This window comes from Vibrio sp. 10N.222.55.A1 (assembly GCF_041473835.1).
Classification (GTDB): Bacteria; Pseudomonadota; Gammaproteobacteria; order Enterobacterales; family Vibrionaceae; genus Vibrio; species Vibrio crassostreae_C.
The window spans coordinates 18,345-34,819 of the sequence record NZ_JBFRSX010000081.1 but is presented as its reverse complement, the minus strand read 5'-3'; the positions used below and the strand labels follow the sequence as shown (position 1 = coordinate 34,819).

The window sequence follows — 16,475 nt, the reverse complement described above, 5'->3', positions numbered from 1 at the left end:
TATCTATTCGTACCCTTTGCCACTCTCACGTGTCATCAAATCACACGTATAAAAAAGCCCAGTCAAAACTGACTGGGCTGGCTTAAAAGAATCTGTTTTATATCATTCCCTAATAACCCGCAGTGGACGGTTTGATTCTATATAGAATAGCGAACATCACTGGTACTACTATTAGCGTTAGTACTGTAGCAAAGCCTAAGCCTGCCATGATGGTAATCGCCATCGAGCCGAAAAATGCATCGAATACCAAGGGAATCATGCCCAAGATAGTCGTAAGTGCTGCCATAGATACCGGTCGTACACGACTAATCGCACTGTCGACAACCGCTAAATATGGGTCTTTACCTGTTTGTAGCTCACTGTTGATCTGGTCAAGCAGTACGATTCCGTTCTTCAAAATCATGCCGCTTAGACTCAATAAGCCTAGGAACGCCGTGAAGCTGAATGGCATATTAGTCCCTAACAAACCAATTGAAACACCAATGATAGAGAGCGGGACCGTAAACCAAATCACAAGCGGCTTGCGAACCGAGTTAAACAGAAGCATCGTGATGATAAACATCAGCAAGTAACCCATTGGCAGTGAGCCAAACAGAGATTCCTGCGCATCTTTTGAGCTTTCGTACTCACCGCCCCAGCTAATGCTGTAGCCTTCTGGTAAATCTAATGCTTCTACCTTTGGTTTCACACGAGCAAACAGACTCGCTGGCGTTTCATCACCAAGAACATCGTGATCAGCCAATACCGTTAGCGTACGTTTTCTGTCACGACGCTGAATCAGAGGCTCAGACCATTGAAGCTCTACGCCATCAATCACTTGCTCAACTGGGATGTAAGTTTGTAGTGATGGGCTCCAAATCTTCACATTGTTCAGTGATTCAAAGTCAAAACGCTCTTCTTCAGGCAGGCGTGCCACGATAGGTAACATATGCGTACCATCACGCAGTAAGCCGATGTTATAACCACCAAACGCCATCTGTAATGTCTCAGACAAGTCAGTTTTTGAAATGCCTAGGCGACGTGCCTTTGATTCGTTAAACAGTGGCACGAGCTCTTTGGTGCGTTCACGCCAGTCATGGCGCACATTTCGAGAGCCAGGATCGGCAAGTAAGATATCTTCGACTTCAACCGCAATATTACGCAGTACTTGTGGATCGGCGCCGATAATACGCGCTTCAATTTTTGAAGCTGGTGACGGGCCAAACTCAATCAACTTGAATTGGAACGTCGGTTGTTCAAATTCGTTTGCTAAGTCTTTGTCTAGCGCCGCTAGAGCCTTAAACATAGTGTCACGGTCAGTCGTTCTTACTTGCAACTGGGCGTAAGCTTCGTAGCTTTTCTCTGGTTGGTATGTCAGAGCGAAACGTTGCATGCCCTGCCCAACCGTTGTGGTTACAAACTCTACGTCGTCTTGTTGACGAATGTAGCTTTCAACCTTCTCAGTCTGCTTGATCGTTTCACGAACATCGGTACCTTCTGGCATCCACATGTCGACGTAGAACATCGGTGTGTTTGATGGCGGGAAGAACTGTTGCCTCACCATACCAAAACCAACAATTGATGCAGCTAGCAGAGCAATCATGCTCACTACAGTAAGCCATCTAAATCGAAGTGCTACTTTCAGACACGCACCGAATACCACAAACAGGATGCCTTTGTAAGGGTCTTCGTTTTCATCGACCTTGTCTTCTTCTTTTAGCAACATCTCAGCAAGGAATGGCGTTAGTGTTAGTGCCGTAACCCAACTTAAGAACAGTGAGAAACACAGTACCCAAAACAGTGAACCCATGAATTCGCCTGTCGCATCCTTCGACAAACCAATCGGTGCAAACGCTGTGATAGCGATAATGGTCGCACCTAACAGTGGCCATTGTGTTTGCTTGACGATGTCTTTCGCTGCTTGAAGCTTGGTTTTGCCTTTCTTCAAGCCCACCAAAATACCTTCAACGACAACAATCGCATTATCCACCAGCATACCCAGCGCGATGATCAGTGCCCCCAGAGAGATGCGGTGCAGTTCAACATCGTTGTAATCCATCAGGATGAAGGTACCGAATACCGTCAATAGAAGAACCAAACCGATGATCAAACCACTGCGTAAGCCCATTGCGAACAACAATACAATGATAACGATGGCTACCGCTTCAACTAGGCTGATTAAGAAGTCAGCCACAGATTTGTCTACTTCTTGCGCTTGGTTGTAGAAGTAATTCAGTTCTACACCCGCTGGCTTAATGCTTTCTAGGCGATCCAGTTCCGCATCCAGTGCTTTACCAATCTCAACCACGTTTACACCAGAAGAGAACGCAATACCCAAGTTGATTGCTGGTTTACCGTTGTACGTTAATACATTGCCCGGCTTTTCTTGAATACCACGAGTTACTTCAGCGACATCTTTCAAGCGAATCAGGTTACCTGTATCGCGACCATGAATGATCAGGTTTTCTAGTTCTTCAACCGTGCTTAAGGTGCCGTTTGGCTTGATCGTAAGGCTTTGACCATTCAGCATCACCTCGCCTGCCGATACCACACTGTTTTGCTGTGCTAGCAGTGACGTAACCGTCGACATATCTAGGTTCAATGCGGCTAAGCGTTCCAGTGACATCTCAACAAACAGTTGTTCTTGTTGGTCACCTGCAATGCTTACTTTACCGACACCGTCGACCAGTTCGATTTCACGCGTTAGGTAATCTGCGTACTGTTTGAGCTCAACGTAATCGTAACCATCACCGGTCAGCATGATCATCACACCAAACACATCACCAAAATCATCGATGATCTGAACGGAATTTACACCACTTGGCAGTGTTGGTTGTAGATCGTTGATCTTACGGCGCATTTCATCCCAGATCTGAGGCAGCTCGTCTGGACCGTAGTCCATCTTCATACTGACCATAATTTGGGACATACCGTTCGATGATGTCGAGGTAATCTTGTCGATGTACGGAAGCTGTCTTATCTCTTTTTCTAGTGGGTAAGTCAGCTCTTCTTCAACTTCCATTGACGTAGCGCCAGGGTAAGTTGAAATAATCATTGCATCTTTAATGGTAAAAGCTGGGTCTTCTAAACGGGATAGATTACCAAAAGACGTCACACCGCCAATGGCCAAAATGACTAGAAACAGCCAGCTGATTACTTTGTTCTTTATTGAATATTCTGCGATGTTCATTCTGCTTTTCCTGACAATTGGATTCCGTCACGGAGTTTTCTTAAATTCGAATTTACGAGTAGCTCACCTTGCTCAACACCATGAGCGATGAGTGCGCCTTGGCCACTGATCTTGTCGACTTCTACTTCGCTTTTGAATGCTTGTCCGTCTTCCATTTTCCACACATAGAACTGATTCGCTTCAGAGCCCGCTTCTAGCGTTGTCATTGGTAATTGGTAGCCTTGAACATCGCTCAGGCCCGCTTTCGCCATATCTACATTGACCGTAACGCTCGTGCCTGGCAGGATTTCACTTTCAGGCTGCTGCATCTGCATCCAAAATTCGTAGGTACGGGATTGTGGGTGCAGTTCACTGGTGTGTTCTAGATACGTCAGTGGATATTGGCCTGTGTGACCGCCAAAGGTCGCCTCAGGACGATAGCTATTTGAACGCATGTCTGGGCTAATTGACGCCAAGATCGAATCTGATACTTGAATTCGCACATACACCTTGTCGTTCTGGTACACACTCAGTAGTGTTTCTCCAGGCGTCGTATTTTCGAATCGTTGCTTATCGACAGTTGAAACTGTTCCTAAGAACGGCGCTAAAAGTTCTGTGTAACTCAGCTTGCGTTTCGCCGCCGCCAAATTCGCCGATGCGAGCTTATAGTTAGCCGTCAGTTGGTCGTGTTCTGATTGCGATAACATTTCGCTGCCAAACATCTCCGTTCCACGGGCCAACTGTTTGCTTGCCAGTTTGAATTGAGATTGAGCATCAGTCAGATCTTGTACGTACGTTGCGTTATCTAAGGTGGCTAATAACTGCCCTTTTTCGACATTGTCGCCCGCTTCTACTAATACTTGTTGAATCTCGCCTGCTAGCTTAAATGCCAAGGGAGTCAATTCAGCTGGCATCACCTGTCCATTAAAACTTCTGAACTGATTAGTAAGCGGTGCGCCAACTTCAAAGGTAGAAACCAACAAAGGTGGTTGTTCACGGTGTACAGCTTCATTGTTACAGGCTTGAAGTAACAGAACCGACGCGACAACAACTGATAATTTTGAAAGGTTCATTAAATACCGCCCTCACGAAGCCAAGCTTTTACTTGTTGTCCGTCTGATAACACATCCACACCCGCTTCAACGATAAGGTCACCAGACGACAATCCGTCGATAACCTTGCCTTGCTCATCAAGAAGGACTTGTACTTTAGAAATCAGTTGAGAGTCAGGGTTATAACGCCATAGTTCACCATGGCCTACGTCTTTGTTTAACCAAGCTGAATCCACAATACCAATGCCGTAGTCAGATTTACTTTTCTGAACTTCAACTTGCGCTGTCATACCAGAAAGTAGATTGATGCCTTCTGGCTTTTCGATAGACACAACCGCTTGGTAGCTGTTGGTATCTTCATCTGGTTGCGTTGAGATTTCTTTAAAGCGAGTCGGGATACGAATGCCGCGGTGGCTGTCCATCACAACCCACATGTTTGAGCTCGTTAGGTCTTGAATAGAACGGTCTTCAAGCTTTGATACTGGAATTGAAAACGTCACATCCATTTCACTGTGATTCAAAATATTCAGTACAGGCTGCTTTTCTGCGATCAATTGATATTGCTTTCCAAACACCATCGATACCACGCCATCGAATGGAGCAACTAAGGTAGTGTAGCCAAGGTTTGTTTTTGCTTGGTCCAACTCAACTTCAGCGGCAGTAAAGGTGTTTACGGCTTGGTCGTAGTAATCGGTACTGACCAGTTTTTTCGCATACAACTCAGAAGCTTGTTTGTATTGGCTGTTCGCCAGATCAAATTTAGCTTGGGCTGCGTCAACGGCAATACGGTAATCCGTCGCGTCTAATACGGCTAACACCTGACCTTTCTTCACTTCTTGTCCCATACGAACATCGAAGGTTTCTATATCTCCACCCACTTGGAAAGAAAGTGCCGCACGGTCGGTTGCATCAACCTTTGCAATGAAGCTATCGAGATCAATATCAGTCTGTTGTGGGATTTCGAACAGCTTGACTGGCTTGATTACCTGCACATTTTCCTCTGACTGAACTTTGTCACATCCAGTTAGAGAGCCTGCGAGCAATAGTGCTGCAATAACAGCTCCCATGCGCTTGCTCGATATGGCATTGATAGACAAATTGAACTGCATGATGCCTCTCCGTTTAATTATTATGATTTATTACACAGGTGGGCAGTATATTTAATATTAAATAATTCTCAAGATTTACTTTCCACTTGTGCAGTATTTTTTATTTCAGTAAAAACAGTGTAGAATGTTGTAATCAGGTAATTATGTGAAATGAAGATGACCGAAAAGAAGCAAGGTAGAAGAAGTGCAAAAGACGCCGAAGAGACGCGTTTTTTGATCATGAGCGTTGCCGCAGACATGTTCTGTGACTTTGGCTACGATCGTGTATCACTGCGAAACATCAGTGAAAAGGCAGGCGTCTCGCATAGCCTTATCCGCCACCACTTTGGTAGCAAAGAAAAGATTTGGCATGCAATAAGTGATTCTTTACACGATTATTTTCAGTCTTACATCAGTAAGATTATGGAAGAGCTGCCAAAAGATGTTGCGCCAAATATCGCTATCTACCTGTTTAGCATGCGTCTGTTCACCAACATGATTCACTCACGTAGGCCAATGCAGCTTATTTCAGACTCTGTTCGCCAAGAAGACAACCTAGTTGATTACTTCATCGACAATGTCGGCGATGTTGAAAAAGAGATTAACGGGCTTGCCGCTGAGTACAATGCAGCTAACCCAGACAAAATGATCAACATTTACGAAGTTAAATGGCAAATGATCATGTACGCAAACGGCGCTGTATGCCTCACTCCCTTTATGGAAAGCACTTGGAATGAAGGTGATATGGTCACCTCACCCGAAGACGCCCTACTTAAGCATTGGCAGCTTTTCAACACGCAGATGGTCAGCAAGTTCAATATTGATGAAGAGTGGGCTCTAAATCCAACCTCGATTGAAGAGCTGATTTATGAAGTGCCATGTGAATGGAAGTGTAACCAGGAACATAAAGCTTAATCGGGTTCATACCCATGATGAGCTTATAAGATACAAAAACGCGCCGTTACAGAAGTCACTGTAACGGCGCGTTTTTATATGTATAGATCTTTAAACTGGAGCTTTGTACAGCTTATTAGCGACGTGCTTTACCGCGGTTTTGGTGAATCTTAAGCTTCGCTTTCATCTTACGTTTTTCTGATGAACGGCTTTTGCTGCGACCACCACGATCGGGCGCTAGATCTTTTTCAAGGCTTGGTTCAAAGCCCTCTAGCCACTCTTGAGGCAAGCGAGTATCAAGTAATCGCTCAATATCACCCAATAGGTAAGCTTCATCCTGACTCATCAAAGAGATCGCTAAGCCGCTGTTACCCGCACGGCCAGTACGTCCGATGCGGTGAACATAATCTTCTGCTTTAAATGGCATGTCATAGTTCACAACTTGTTCTAGCTGCTGAATATCAATACCACGAGCTGCCACGTCGGTTGCGATCAACGCACGAACTTTGCCTGACTTGAAATCGTCTAGGGCTTTTTGACGCGCACCTTGGCTCTTATCGCCATTGATTGATGCCGCTTTAATGCCGTCTAACTTAAGCTCTTTAACGAGAGCATCAGTGCCCTGCTTAGTCTTTGTGAACACCAACACTTGTTGCCAGTTTTTTGAACCAATCAAATACGCTAATAGCTCACTTTTACGCGACTTATCTACCGGGTAAACCATCTGTGTTACGGTTTCAGCGGTGCTGTTTTTTGGAGTAACTTGGATTTCACTTGGCTTCTGCATCATACGGTGTGCAATCGCTTTGATTTTGTTATCAAACGTTGCAGAGAAGAACAGAGTTTGACGCACTTCGTTCATGCGAGAAAGAATACGCTTGATGTCAGGCATGAAGCCCATATCTAACATACGGTCAGCTTCATCCAGTACCAGTACTTCCGTTTGGCTCAACATGATGTTTCTAGTGAACATGTGATCAATAAGACGACCAGGCGTCGCGACAAGAATATCTGCGCCACCGCGTAAGTTATCAGTTTGCACCTTCATGCTAACGCCGCCGTAAGCCACCACGACTTTAATGTCGGTGCCCTTTGCGTAGCTAGTTAAGTTATCGAAAACCTGTTGTGCCAATTCACGAGTTGGCACTAATACAAGCGCACGAACGAGCTTAGGGTTCGGAATAACGTTGTCTTTTGTCTCGATTAATCTTTGAATAATCGGTAAACCAAACGCAGCCGTTTTACCTGTACCCGTTTGAGCACCAGCCAGTACATCTTTGCCTTCTAATACCAATGGAATTGCTTGTTCTTGAACACTGGTAGGAGCCGTAAAATTAAGCTCAGACAACGTGGCAAGAAGATGCTCAGATAATCCTAGTTGGTTAAAAGATTTTGTAGATTCAGACATAGTATGATGCTCAAAGATTAAATAGGCGCGGATTGTAGCAAACCTGCATTACGCTGTTTACCTTTCCTTTTGATTTTTCTTCATTTGAAGCGCATTAAACTGCTTAGCTTCCTCTAAAACGTTGGGATAAAGCTCATTAAAGTGACACTGCAACGTATCATAGTGACGTTCGAGGTCATCGTAACATGCCTCGAGCATACCGAGCTTAGGCCTTCTCAACGCCATTCGCTGCAACACCACCTCTATAGATGACATGTCTTGATAGCTCTCTAACCATCTATGCTCAGCCATTTTCTGATGAACCATAACGAAATTTTCAGGCCAGTGTGGCTCTTGATGTTCAAAGATCTGCTCATGGCTATCTAAACAAAAACGCTCTAATGTCTGCTGTGAAAACTGATCCCAATGATTGGCTAAGCAGTGATCCCAAAATACATCGAGTGCGATAGGCGCAAAGCGTCGTGTTTGGTCTGAGAAAAGTGATTTTGCAGAACGACATACATCATGACGATCAGTATAGCTATCAACAAATCGATGAAGCCTAATACCGTCAGAAAGGGAATCAGAATAGTGTTTATTAGGGTCGCCTTTAACAAAATCACCTAACAGGTTACCTGCTAAGTTGCTGTTACAGTGCTTGGCGATGTGAAGGTGTGCGAGAAAGTTCATTGAACCTCATTAAAGTATCGAGAACTAAGTAACATGGTAAACGTACTCGTTTATCTTCGCGAACTTTAATGAGGATAGTTTTGGTATGACGTGTGAGCGAATACGATTTGCTCAGTTTAGAATTGTTTGCTTTGAGAAGCTTTAGCTAAGAAAACTTTTAGCTTTAAAACGTTTCAGTTGAAACTGAATTAAAGATCTTAAAAGCTTAGTTCGAAGACTTGAAAAGCTCTTCTGCTAACTGTTTCACTGTCTGCTCATAGTCAGACAAATCAATGCCAATTTCCATAGCATCTAACAACTCTAGACTTTCGTCATTATAAGATTGGTCACTCATTGTGCCCCCTCTATTCCTTGATGTGGACATGATGTCCGATTAACTAGTGCACCATCTTGGACTTATATTATGTCACTTTGATGAACGCACTCTACTCTACCCATTCCATATTCATAGCTTAAAGCTACTCGCGATCATTAACGCTTTTTTGCGCTAAAGGGGTATACGCGAACGACATATGTACTGCCACCTTACACCAAGTACAACAAATTACTCTATAAATTTTGAAACCGATCATGGTCAAACGTTTGCTTTGCTCATTTGAATGCTGACACGCCCCTTTGTGTAAATATTAATTTACACTGGATGTTTTTAATTACAATAAGAATTGCATTTGGAATTAAACTCAATCAGAATACTTCAAAATCGAGATATTCTTTGGGTTTATGCGCTTAAGCTAGAAGAATTACAATGAAAACACACCCTAACGTAAAGAATTATATACAATGAATAAATCAAAGGTTTTTGGTAGTACTTTGATCATTGCAGGCACAACCATTGGTGCTGGCATGCTCGCTCTTCCACTTGCTTCTGCAGGTATTGGCTTTTCAACTTCACTTTTCTTGATGCTGGGTTTATGGGCGTTAATGGCTTTTACTGCGCTATTAATGGTAGAGCTTCACCAATTCGCAGAATCTGACGCTACCCTACACACGTTAGCTCATACCATTTTGGGGACAAAAGGAAAGTGGATTGCGAGCTTCGCGGTGATGTTTCTTTTCTACGCTCTGTGTGCGGCATACATAGCTGGCGGCGGTGCGCAATTTAACCAACGAATTTCGGATATCGCGGGTATCGAACTCAATGCTCAAATCACCACGCTTCTATTTACCCTATTAGTTGCCGGCGTTGTGACGATTGGTACACACAGTGTTGATAAAGTTAACCGCGTTTTGTTTGGCTTAAAGCTTATCGCGATGGTTTTGGTACTCAGCTTCCTGGCGCCAAACATTACCTCTCAATACCTAATGAGCATGCCTTTACAGCAAGGCCTGATTGTGGCGGCGATTCCGGTTGTGTTTACCTCTTTTGGTTTCCACGGCAGCATCCCATCAATTGTTCGATACCTAGATGGTGACGTTCGTTCTTTACGTAAGGTAATGATTATTGGCTCGGCACTGCCTCTGGTTATCTACGTTTTCTGGCAAAGTGTTACTTTGGGTGTGATTAGCCAAGAGCAATTATTGTCTGATACAAGTTTAGGCGCGCTATTAGTCTCACTATCGCAAACTGTTCATCAATCCAACCTAAGCGTGATCGTCGGTGTGTTTGCGGACCTTGCACTGCTGACATCTTTTATTGGTGTAAGCTTGGGCTTATTTGAATTCATGGGCGACTCACTGAGCAAGAAACTAGGTAACGCAAAACGTGTTAAGACAGCTGCTATCACCTTCTTACCGCCACTGGGTTTTGCCTTATTTTACCCACAAGGCTTCATCATGGCTTTAGGCTACGCAGCCATTGCACTTTCAGTGCTCGCGATTCTGTTACCAACAGTGATGGTCTACAAGGTTCGTTACACTGATTTCTCTGTCAAACCTCAATCTGCAGAAGCCAGTTACCAAGTGTTAGGCGGTAGCAAAGCGTTGTTTTTAGCAGGTAGCGTTGGCGTATTTATCATTGCCATTCAAGTTCTTATTTCAGTAGGGTTACTGCCTTCTTTGGGCTAATAAACCTATACAGAACTAATTTACTTGATCCAGATCTCACAAATAACATGTCACTATCATTAATTTTCACAATTAGTCGATTGAAGTCACATTTTTATTGAGGTCGGTTATTTAGAGTCCACGGTAAAGGATTTACCGTGGAGTTTTTATGAAAGAAGTACAATTTCGAACGATAGACAAACTGTTTATCAAGATGTCGATCAACGACAAATTTTGGGTCATTTTCTTAATCTTTTTTGCCGCTTTGGCAAGCCTAGCTGGACTGAACTACGTCAACAAAATGGAACACATTGACGTAACTGCAAAACAGCAGGTCGAGTATCAACTGCAAGGCATTTTATCAGCATCAGATTCCCCTGCTTCTGTTCGCTCTGTTAGCCAGCAAACTCGCGCTCAACAAACCACTATTTCAAACAATGGTTCGGTGACTGCCACAGCACTCGCACAAGATGGCAACTACTACTCACTTACCGTTTCAACTAACGATATACAGAATCAAAAGCAGCAAGCACTGTACACTTTCTTACTGAGCTTTTTGTGGTGTGTACCTTTTGGTCTTTTCTGTTACTGGGTAGCGACTTTCCTAGGCGGCGCACTTTGGGTTCTTTATTCAACGACTCAAAAGATTGGTGATGGTGACTTAACATCACGCCTTGGCTTCCACCCTGGCCGTGACGAGTTCGGCACGATTGGTTGTGCGCTTGACCGTTCAATGGACACGCTTAGCGAGTTAGTCAACAACGTAAACCACAGTGCAGCAACGCTAAGTGAAACGTCAGCTTCTTTCGAAACAGAGATGAAGCGCAGCGAAACACAAATCATGAGCCAAAATGCCTCTCTAGACTCTGTAGCGACAGCAATGGATCAGATGACAGCTTCAGCAAATGAAGTCTCTAACATCTCTGCACGCTCAACGGAACAAACCGAGCAAGACGCGCAGCAAATCAACGATAGCCACGCGAAAGTTCAACAAGCGATCTCAGAAATCACCACCCTTTCTTCTTTGATTGAGCAAACCTCATCTTCTGTTACTAGCTTGAATGTGAATACGAGCCAAATTAACGAGGTCATCACGACGATCAATGCTATTTCAGAGCAAACTAACTTACTTGCTTTGAATGCCGCGATTGAAGCCGCTCGTGCGGGCGAACAAGGCCGAGGTTTCGCTGTTGTTGCTGATGAAGTAAGAACACTGGCAAGCCGCACTCAGTCGGCAACGGTAGAAATCCAAGCGATGATTGAGCGCTTACAGCAAGAGAGCCAAAATATCGCGAAGATCACCGAACAGACGGTTGATCAAGCGCAAACCAGTAGCCAGTTGATTTCGGACATTGGTCACGACGTAAACTCGATTGCAGATTCAGCTCAAGCGCTAATGGACATGAGTATCCAAATCGCAACATCAGCCGATGAGCAAAGTAACGTTGCCAATACGATTGCAGCAGAGCTTAACGATATTCGAAGCCAATCCGATGTGATTAAAGACGTGGCTCAGAATTCTTCAAATGGCGTATCTAGGCTAACAGAAGCGTCGGTTTCTCTATCTCAGACATTGGCACGCTACCGAACTTAAGGATCAACTGGTGAACTAGCGGCGTGAATTGAAAACAAACTAATGAGGACTCGTAATGGGTCCTTTCTTTTTGGCTTTTGTTTAATAACATTACAAGAACCATGGTCGATAACGATGACATTATCAATTACCATGAAGCAAGTCGCAAAGGAGAGATTAAGAAGTGTCAGAACTGTCTAATATTCGAGCTTAGGAGTAATCTAATTGAACGGGTCTTTTTTCGCTTACCCCCTTGCTGCAGGTGACACATAATGAATAAAACAGAAACACCAAACACCGACGACATTACATGCCCTTTATGCCAACACGACGAGTATCTGCTTTCAGAAAGTGGAGAAAAGTTTACTTGTGCATCTTGCGGTTTCCACACCAAACAATTTAGTAAGGTAGTCAGCCTTCAACTAAGCTCTACCCCACCAAAGCTGCAGAATTCGATATACCACCATTTGAGCAGTGCTTGCCATTAATCCAAACTGAAATTTCTTCTAAACTGTAGATATCCTGAGCCGCGAGTTCTGCTGAGTCGGCTTCGGGATCTACGATTGCTTCATCAATACTCGGGCGTAATCGAAACGATTGGATACCCGCGCGAACACCAGCCTCAATCCCTTTCAACGTATCATCCACGTAGATGCACTCATTTGGCAGAAAGCCCATGTTCATGGCCGTGTACATGATTAGATCAGGCTCTGGCTTCCAGCTGTTAGCATCAAAAGCTGAGAACACTTTGCCTTTGAAGTCGTCTAACATGCCTGTCATCGCCAATGAAGATTCAACCCTAGATTTCGGTGCATTGGAAGCAATACAAAACTCGATGTCTTGTTGTTTGAGGAATTCAATAAGTTCGATAGCGCCATCCATCGGTTTTAAATGACGCTGGAACAGTGCTTGTAATTCATTGCGATATAACGGCTCAAGTGTATCAATCGAGATAGATAACCCAAGACGTTCTTGTGTATCCATTAAGATGTCGGCTAGCTTCCCGCCTTGAAAGTGCGCATAGCAGTCGTTGACGTTTAGCTCCGCTCCAAAGCCAGTGAAAACGTTCACCAAAGCTTGGCAGCACAGCTTTTCACTATCGATAAGTGTTCCGTCACAATCGAAAATCACACATTTAGTCTGTTCTAACCGCATAGGTATCTCACTCAGATTGAATCCAAGTTTTATCCTATAGTGTTCTTTCAATGCGCGAGATGATTGAGGTAACAGTTTGCAGATACAGGCTTATTTCTCTTCGCGAAATATGGAGTTGATCACTTTATCGCTCAGCATAAGCAATAGTTTTCATTAAATTAACCCAGATTCTACGAAACCAAATACTGCGAGCTTTACATAAGCTACTCAATTTCAGGAGAAAATATAAATCACTACTTCCTAGCCGGATCGTGGTGAATCGATAAAAAAAATGGCTTATAGGCTACTCAGATAGAGCGACAATTAGCTAACAACCGACTCTTCTAAGACCTTAGCTTCAAGCGAAGGTGAAGGTGAAGACGCATATTCTACAGTTCCAGTATCGGGGTACGAATCTCGGATAGCGACAAACTCGGATAAGTGTTTCAGTAGCAATTTAGTTAGCTGAGGATCAAACTGGTAGCCACACTCTCGCTCAAACAAATCGACCACCATATCTAACGGCCACGGTTCTTTGTAGCAACGTGCACTAAGCAGCGCATCAAACACATCGGCTACGGCAGTGATACGAGAAAACAGGTGTATTTCATCACCCACTTTTCCATTCGGGTATCCAGCACCATCCCAACGCTCGTGATGTTCGTTAGCAATGATTGCCGCGAGGTTGGTAATATCACCCGCTCCGCTCTTTAGTAAGTTATAGCCAGCCGTAGTATGAAGCTTCATCACCTCCCACTCTTGGTCGGTTAATTTCCCAGGTTTATCCAAGATTGATTCAGGGACTGAAATCTTACCCACATCGTGCATTGGGCTGATGATCTCAATCATCTCGACCTCGCGATGGCTCAAGCCACGATACTTAGCAAGCAGTGCAGACAACTTGGCTACACGCTTAACGTGATTACCAGTTTCGCCAGAGCGGGTTTCAATTGCCTCTCCGAGAACATGAATCATATCCTTTTGGATATTCAAGGTCTGTTTCTGAAGCTTTAAGATTCGTTTGTTCTTATTCGCCAACTCTTTCTTTTGGCGCAGAGTGACAAATTGCATCAAGATGATCAGGCTCAAACCCGCAATCACCATCGACAGCCCCAATAACAACTGGAAGTTTTTGCGAATAAAGGATGAAGGCTCGTTAATGAAAACCGCTTCGTCAGGTAACGCGTTTCCACTAATCCCGTATCTCTTCATTGCAGGGTAATTGAATACAAAACGTTTGTTGTCTCCGGGAGTTAACGGTGTAGTAAAACCAAGTGGAAGGTATTTATCCAACGCATCGACGGCCTGTTCACCCATGCTTTGTGAGTGATTAACGTAACCACCGAGTACATCACCCGAAATATAGAACTGCCATAAAGCAAACACCGGAGCAGCACTCGCTTTTGACAACGTATCCGCAATCTCTTGGTAAGTGTGATAAACCCCTTGCTTTAACTCGGTGTTGTAATGACTGAGCAATACCGCATCGTCCGCAGAGATCCCTTCCAAAAATTGGCTCGTATGCTCCAGCGACAAGTCGCGAATTTCTACGAGATTGATATTTGAAAATTCAGCCATCATTTTGTTCATTTCTTTATGAATCAATTCAGACGTGACACTGTAATCATTTACAAAATAGAGATTCTTTAGATTAGGTCTTAATTTGGAGATCAGCTTAATATTAACGTCTATCTGATCGTTATCGTAAAGCACAGTTGCTCTGTCAGACACCGCGTACATGTCGGTGCTGAAATCATTGATGCCGGCTGCAACGACAGGTGTGGAGCGATCAATCAAATTAGGCAGAGATTCAAGAAAATTGGCTGCGTTATCGTCCGTCGCAATTACGCCATCAAATTTATAACCTGCATACTTCGCACGTAAGTAGTTCGCGAGAGAGTCGTAATACTCTGGGCTGTGGGCACGCTTTGAATCCAAATACTCTATTGAGAGTTTAACTTCGGTTTGAGACTGGCTGAACGCACTGTCTATCCCTTTTTGGAAGTCAGCAGTCCATTGATAAGAAGGTTCGTATGAGTGTAAAACTAGGATGCGTTTAATATCCCAGTCGTTAGCAAAACTGAGTGAAGAATAAGCGCTAACACATAATACAGCGATTGATATCAATAGCTTGTACATACAATACCCTTTAAATAAGACGGGGTATTGTACTTAGATTAACGCTTTGTCAAAGAATCTTTAGTTCTCGATCCATACTTTATCGCAAGAAGCATGATCTTGTGCCCAAAAATCGTGTAACTGCTTAGCAAAGTTGTTGATACTTTGACCATTTTCAGCAACGACATCCGAGATCAATAGGGAACCATCCGCTTCTGTGACGATAGCGCTCGCCACAACTTCACCGTTTTGAGTACCAATATATAATACATGATCGTCAGAAAGCATAATTTGGCTCAAGAACTCAAGCATGTGTGCCCTTTCGATTTCATCTTGGTAAACGCTTGCTTGGTTGAGTGAAAATAGCACGGTCAATTTATGGAAATCGACTTTATGCAGTTCATCAATTTGGGAAGGAGTTTGATCTTGTGCTAGGAGTTGGTATGTCTTGGATGGAAGTTTGCTTTGATAAAGTTCACGGCCGAGGAGGCTCTCTTTTGCGGGGTAAGCAATATCGAGCTGACTAAATAGCCATTGGTTTTTCTTGTGTGCAATTTCAGGTATTTCGTTATTCATTCTTTTAGTACCTACGGTTAGTATCCCCAAATATCGCAGTTATTTGGAAGACATACGGTCGGCTGAGGTGCCGAGCTACAAGCAGAGAGCATACAGAGCATGACCAAGGCCAACAAGTACTTTAAATGCTTAATATTTTTCATTATCCAACAACATCCTTTAAGAACTTAACGAAAAGCTCTACACTCGTATCCAAGCTTTCAATATCCTTATAGTAAACAGAACTATATAAATAAAAAGGACTTCTTATGAAAAAAGCCTTAATAGCAGCAGGTATCGTGACAATGTTAGCTGGCTGTTCGGACAACGAGGTTGGCGACGTCTCACTGGGTTTCTTCACAATGAAGGATATCAAGATGTCTTCATTAGATGACGATAAGATCGCGGGTGTTACCTGTCATATCGCATCAATCGAAGCAAACCTTAGCCTTTCTGATCCAAGTGATAGCTCTATATCTTGTCGTCAAACAGGTGAAATTACACCAGAAATGATTGCTCAAATAGACAAGAGTAAGTCTGGCGAAGTGGTATTCAAGCAATCGAAAAGTATCTTCTTTAAAACAATGAAGGTTCGTCGTATCTACGATGCAGAGAATCAGTCGCTGCTTTACTTGTCTTACACCACCAAAGAAACAGAAGGTAGCTTCAAACACAGCCTTTCAACTGTTCCACTATGGGGTACAGAGGCTTACGTTGATCCAGCGACGTTAGTACAGCCAACCGAGTAGTTTCAAACATATAGTTAGTTGAATCACCTGTACAGACATTGTGCAGGTGATTCAAAATGTAATAAAAATGAAAGAAACAGAAACAAAATGTGATATCATGCGGC

Annotated in this window: 13 protein-coding genes; 4 read left to right on the top strand and 9 right to left on the bottom strand. The window is 43.7% G+C overall.

All coding sequences use genetic code 11. The features are described 5' to 3' along the window. Window positions 1-109: 109 nt before the first annotated feature. The 3 genes from AB4493_RS20155 to AB4493_RS20145 are packed head-to-tail and all read right to left on the bottom strand — an operon-like array spanning window position 110 to window position 5,309. The gene (locus AB4493_RS20155) at window positions 110-3,169 is read right to left on the bottom strand and encodes an efflux RND transporter permease subunit (RefSeq protein WP_372155696.1); all 3,060 of its coding nucleotides are present in this window, start codon (window positions 3,167-3,169) and stop codon (window positions 110-112) included. Further along, the gene (locus AB4493_RS20150) at window positions 3,166-4,221 is read right to left on the bottom strand and encodes an efflux RND transporter periplasmic adaptor subunit (protein WP_372155695.1); all 1,056 of its coding nucleotides are present in this window, start codon (window positions 4,219-4,221) and stop codon (window positions 3,166-3,168) included. The genes AB4493_RS20155 and AB4493_RS20150 overlap by 4 nt, the downstream gene beginning before the upstream one ends. After that, window positions 4,221-5,309 (bottom strand): efflux RND transporter periplasmic adaptor subunit, encoded by a 1,089-nt coding sequence (locus AB4493_RS20145; RefSeq protein ID WP_017064636.1) that lies wholly within the window; start codon window positions 5,307-5,309, stop codon window positions 4,221-4,223. The genes AB4493_RS20150 and AB4493_RS20145 overlap by 1 nt, the downstream gene beginning before the upstream one ends. A 150-nt stretch (window positions 5,310-5,459) precedes the next feature. On the opposite strand from AB4493_RS20145, the gene AB4493_RS20140 reads away from it, so the two are divergent. Further along, on the top strand, window positions 5,460-6,203 hold the full coding sequence (locus AB4493_RS20140; protein ID WP_372155694.1) for a TetR/AcrR family transcriptional regulator: 744 nt from the start codon (window positions 5,460-5,462) through the stop codon (window positions 6,201-6,203). Between the two features lie 115 nt (window positions 6,204-6,318). Here the strand turns inward: AB4493_RS20140 and AB4493_RS20135 are convergent, their stop codons facing one another. From AB4493_RS20135 to AB4493_RS20125, 3 genes are all read right to left on the bottom strand, one after another. Next, window positions 6,319-7,590 carry a DEAD/DEAH box helicase gene (locus AB4493_RS20135; RefSeq protein WP_017059829.1) on the bottom strand — a complete coding sequence of 424 codons (1,272 nt, stop codon included), beginning with the start codon at window positions 7,588-7,590 and terminating at the stop codon, window positions 6,319-6,321. Window positions 7,591-7,647: 57 nt separating this feature from the next. Next, window positions 7,648-8,259, bottom strand: a complete 612-nt coding sequence (locus AB4493_RS20130) for an ACP phosphodiesterase (protein WP_372155693.1) — start codon at window positions 8,257-8,259, stop codon at window positions 7,648-7,650. A gap of 205 nt (window positions 8,260-8,464) precedes the next feature. Further along, window positions 8,465-8,593 (bottom strand): hypothetical protein, encoded by a 129-nt coding sequence (locus AB4493_RS20125; protein WP_017059831.1) that lies wholly within the window; start codon window positions 8,591-8,593, stop codon window positions 8,465-8,467. 446 nt (window positions 8,594-9,039) lie between these two features. Here AB4493_RS20125 and AB4493_RS20120 point away from each other — a divergent pair, with 446 nt between their 5' ends. Both AB4493_RS20120 and AB4493_RS20115 read left to right on the top strand, forming a co-directional pair. Further along, window positions 9,040-10,263, top strand: a complete 1,224-nt coding sequence (locus tag AB4493_RS20120; protein WP_017064640.1) for an aromatic amino acid transport family protein — start codon at window positions 9,040-9,042, stop codon at window positions 10,261-10,263. Window positions 10,264-10,411: 148 nt separating this feature from the next. Next, a complete protein-coding gene (locus tag AB4493_RS20115) occupies window positions 10,412-11,836 on the top strand; it encodes a methyl-accepting chemotaxis protein (RefSeq protein ID WP_136973510.1) in 1,425 nt (474 codons plus the stop codon). Between the two features lie 408 nt (window positions 11,837-12,244). On the opposite strand, the gene AB4493_RS20110 is transcribed toward AB4493_RS20115, so the two are convergent. From AB4493_RS20110 to AB4493_RS20100, 3 genes are all read right to left on the bottom strand, one after another. Then, window positions 12,245-12,970, bottom strand: a complete 726-nt coding sequence (locus tag AB4493_RS20110) for an HAD-IA family hydrolase (protein WP_017059834.1) — start codon at window positions 12,968-12,970, stop codon at window positions 12,245-12,247. 303 nt (window positions 12,971-13,273) lie between these two features. Then, a complete protein-coding gene (locus AB4493_RS20105; RefSeq protein WP_372155692.1) occupies window positions 13,274-15,088 on the bottom strand; it encodes an HD domain-containing phosphohydrolase in 1,815 nt (604 codons plus the stop codon). A 60-nt stretch (window positions 15,089-15,148) separates the two neighbouring features. Beyond that, window positions 15,149-15,643, bottom strand: coding sequence for a hypothetical protein (locus tag AB4493_RS20100; protein WP_017064644.1), 495 nt, complete (start codon window positions 15,641-15,643; stop codon window positions 15,149-15,151). 248 nt (window positions 15,644-15,891) lie between these two features. Between AB4493_RS20100 and AB4493_RS20095 the strand changes: the two genes are divergently transcribed. Continuing rightward, window positions 15,892-16,371 (top strand): CreA family protein, encoded by a 480-nt coding sequence (locus AB4493_RS20095; RefSeq protein WP_017064645.1) that lies wholly within the window; start codon window positions 15,892-15,894, stop codon window positions 16,369-16,371. Window positions 16,372-16,475 lie beyond the last annotated feature (104 nt).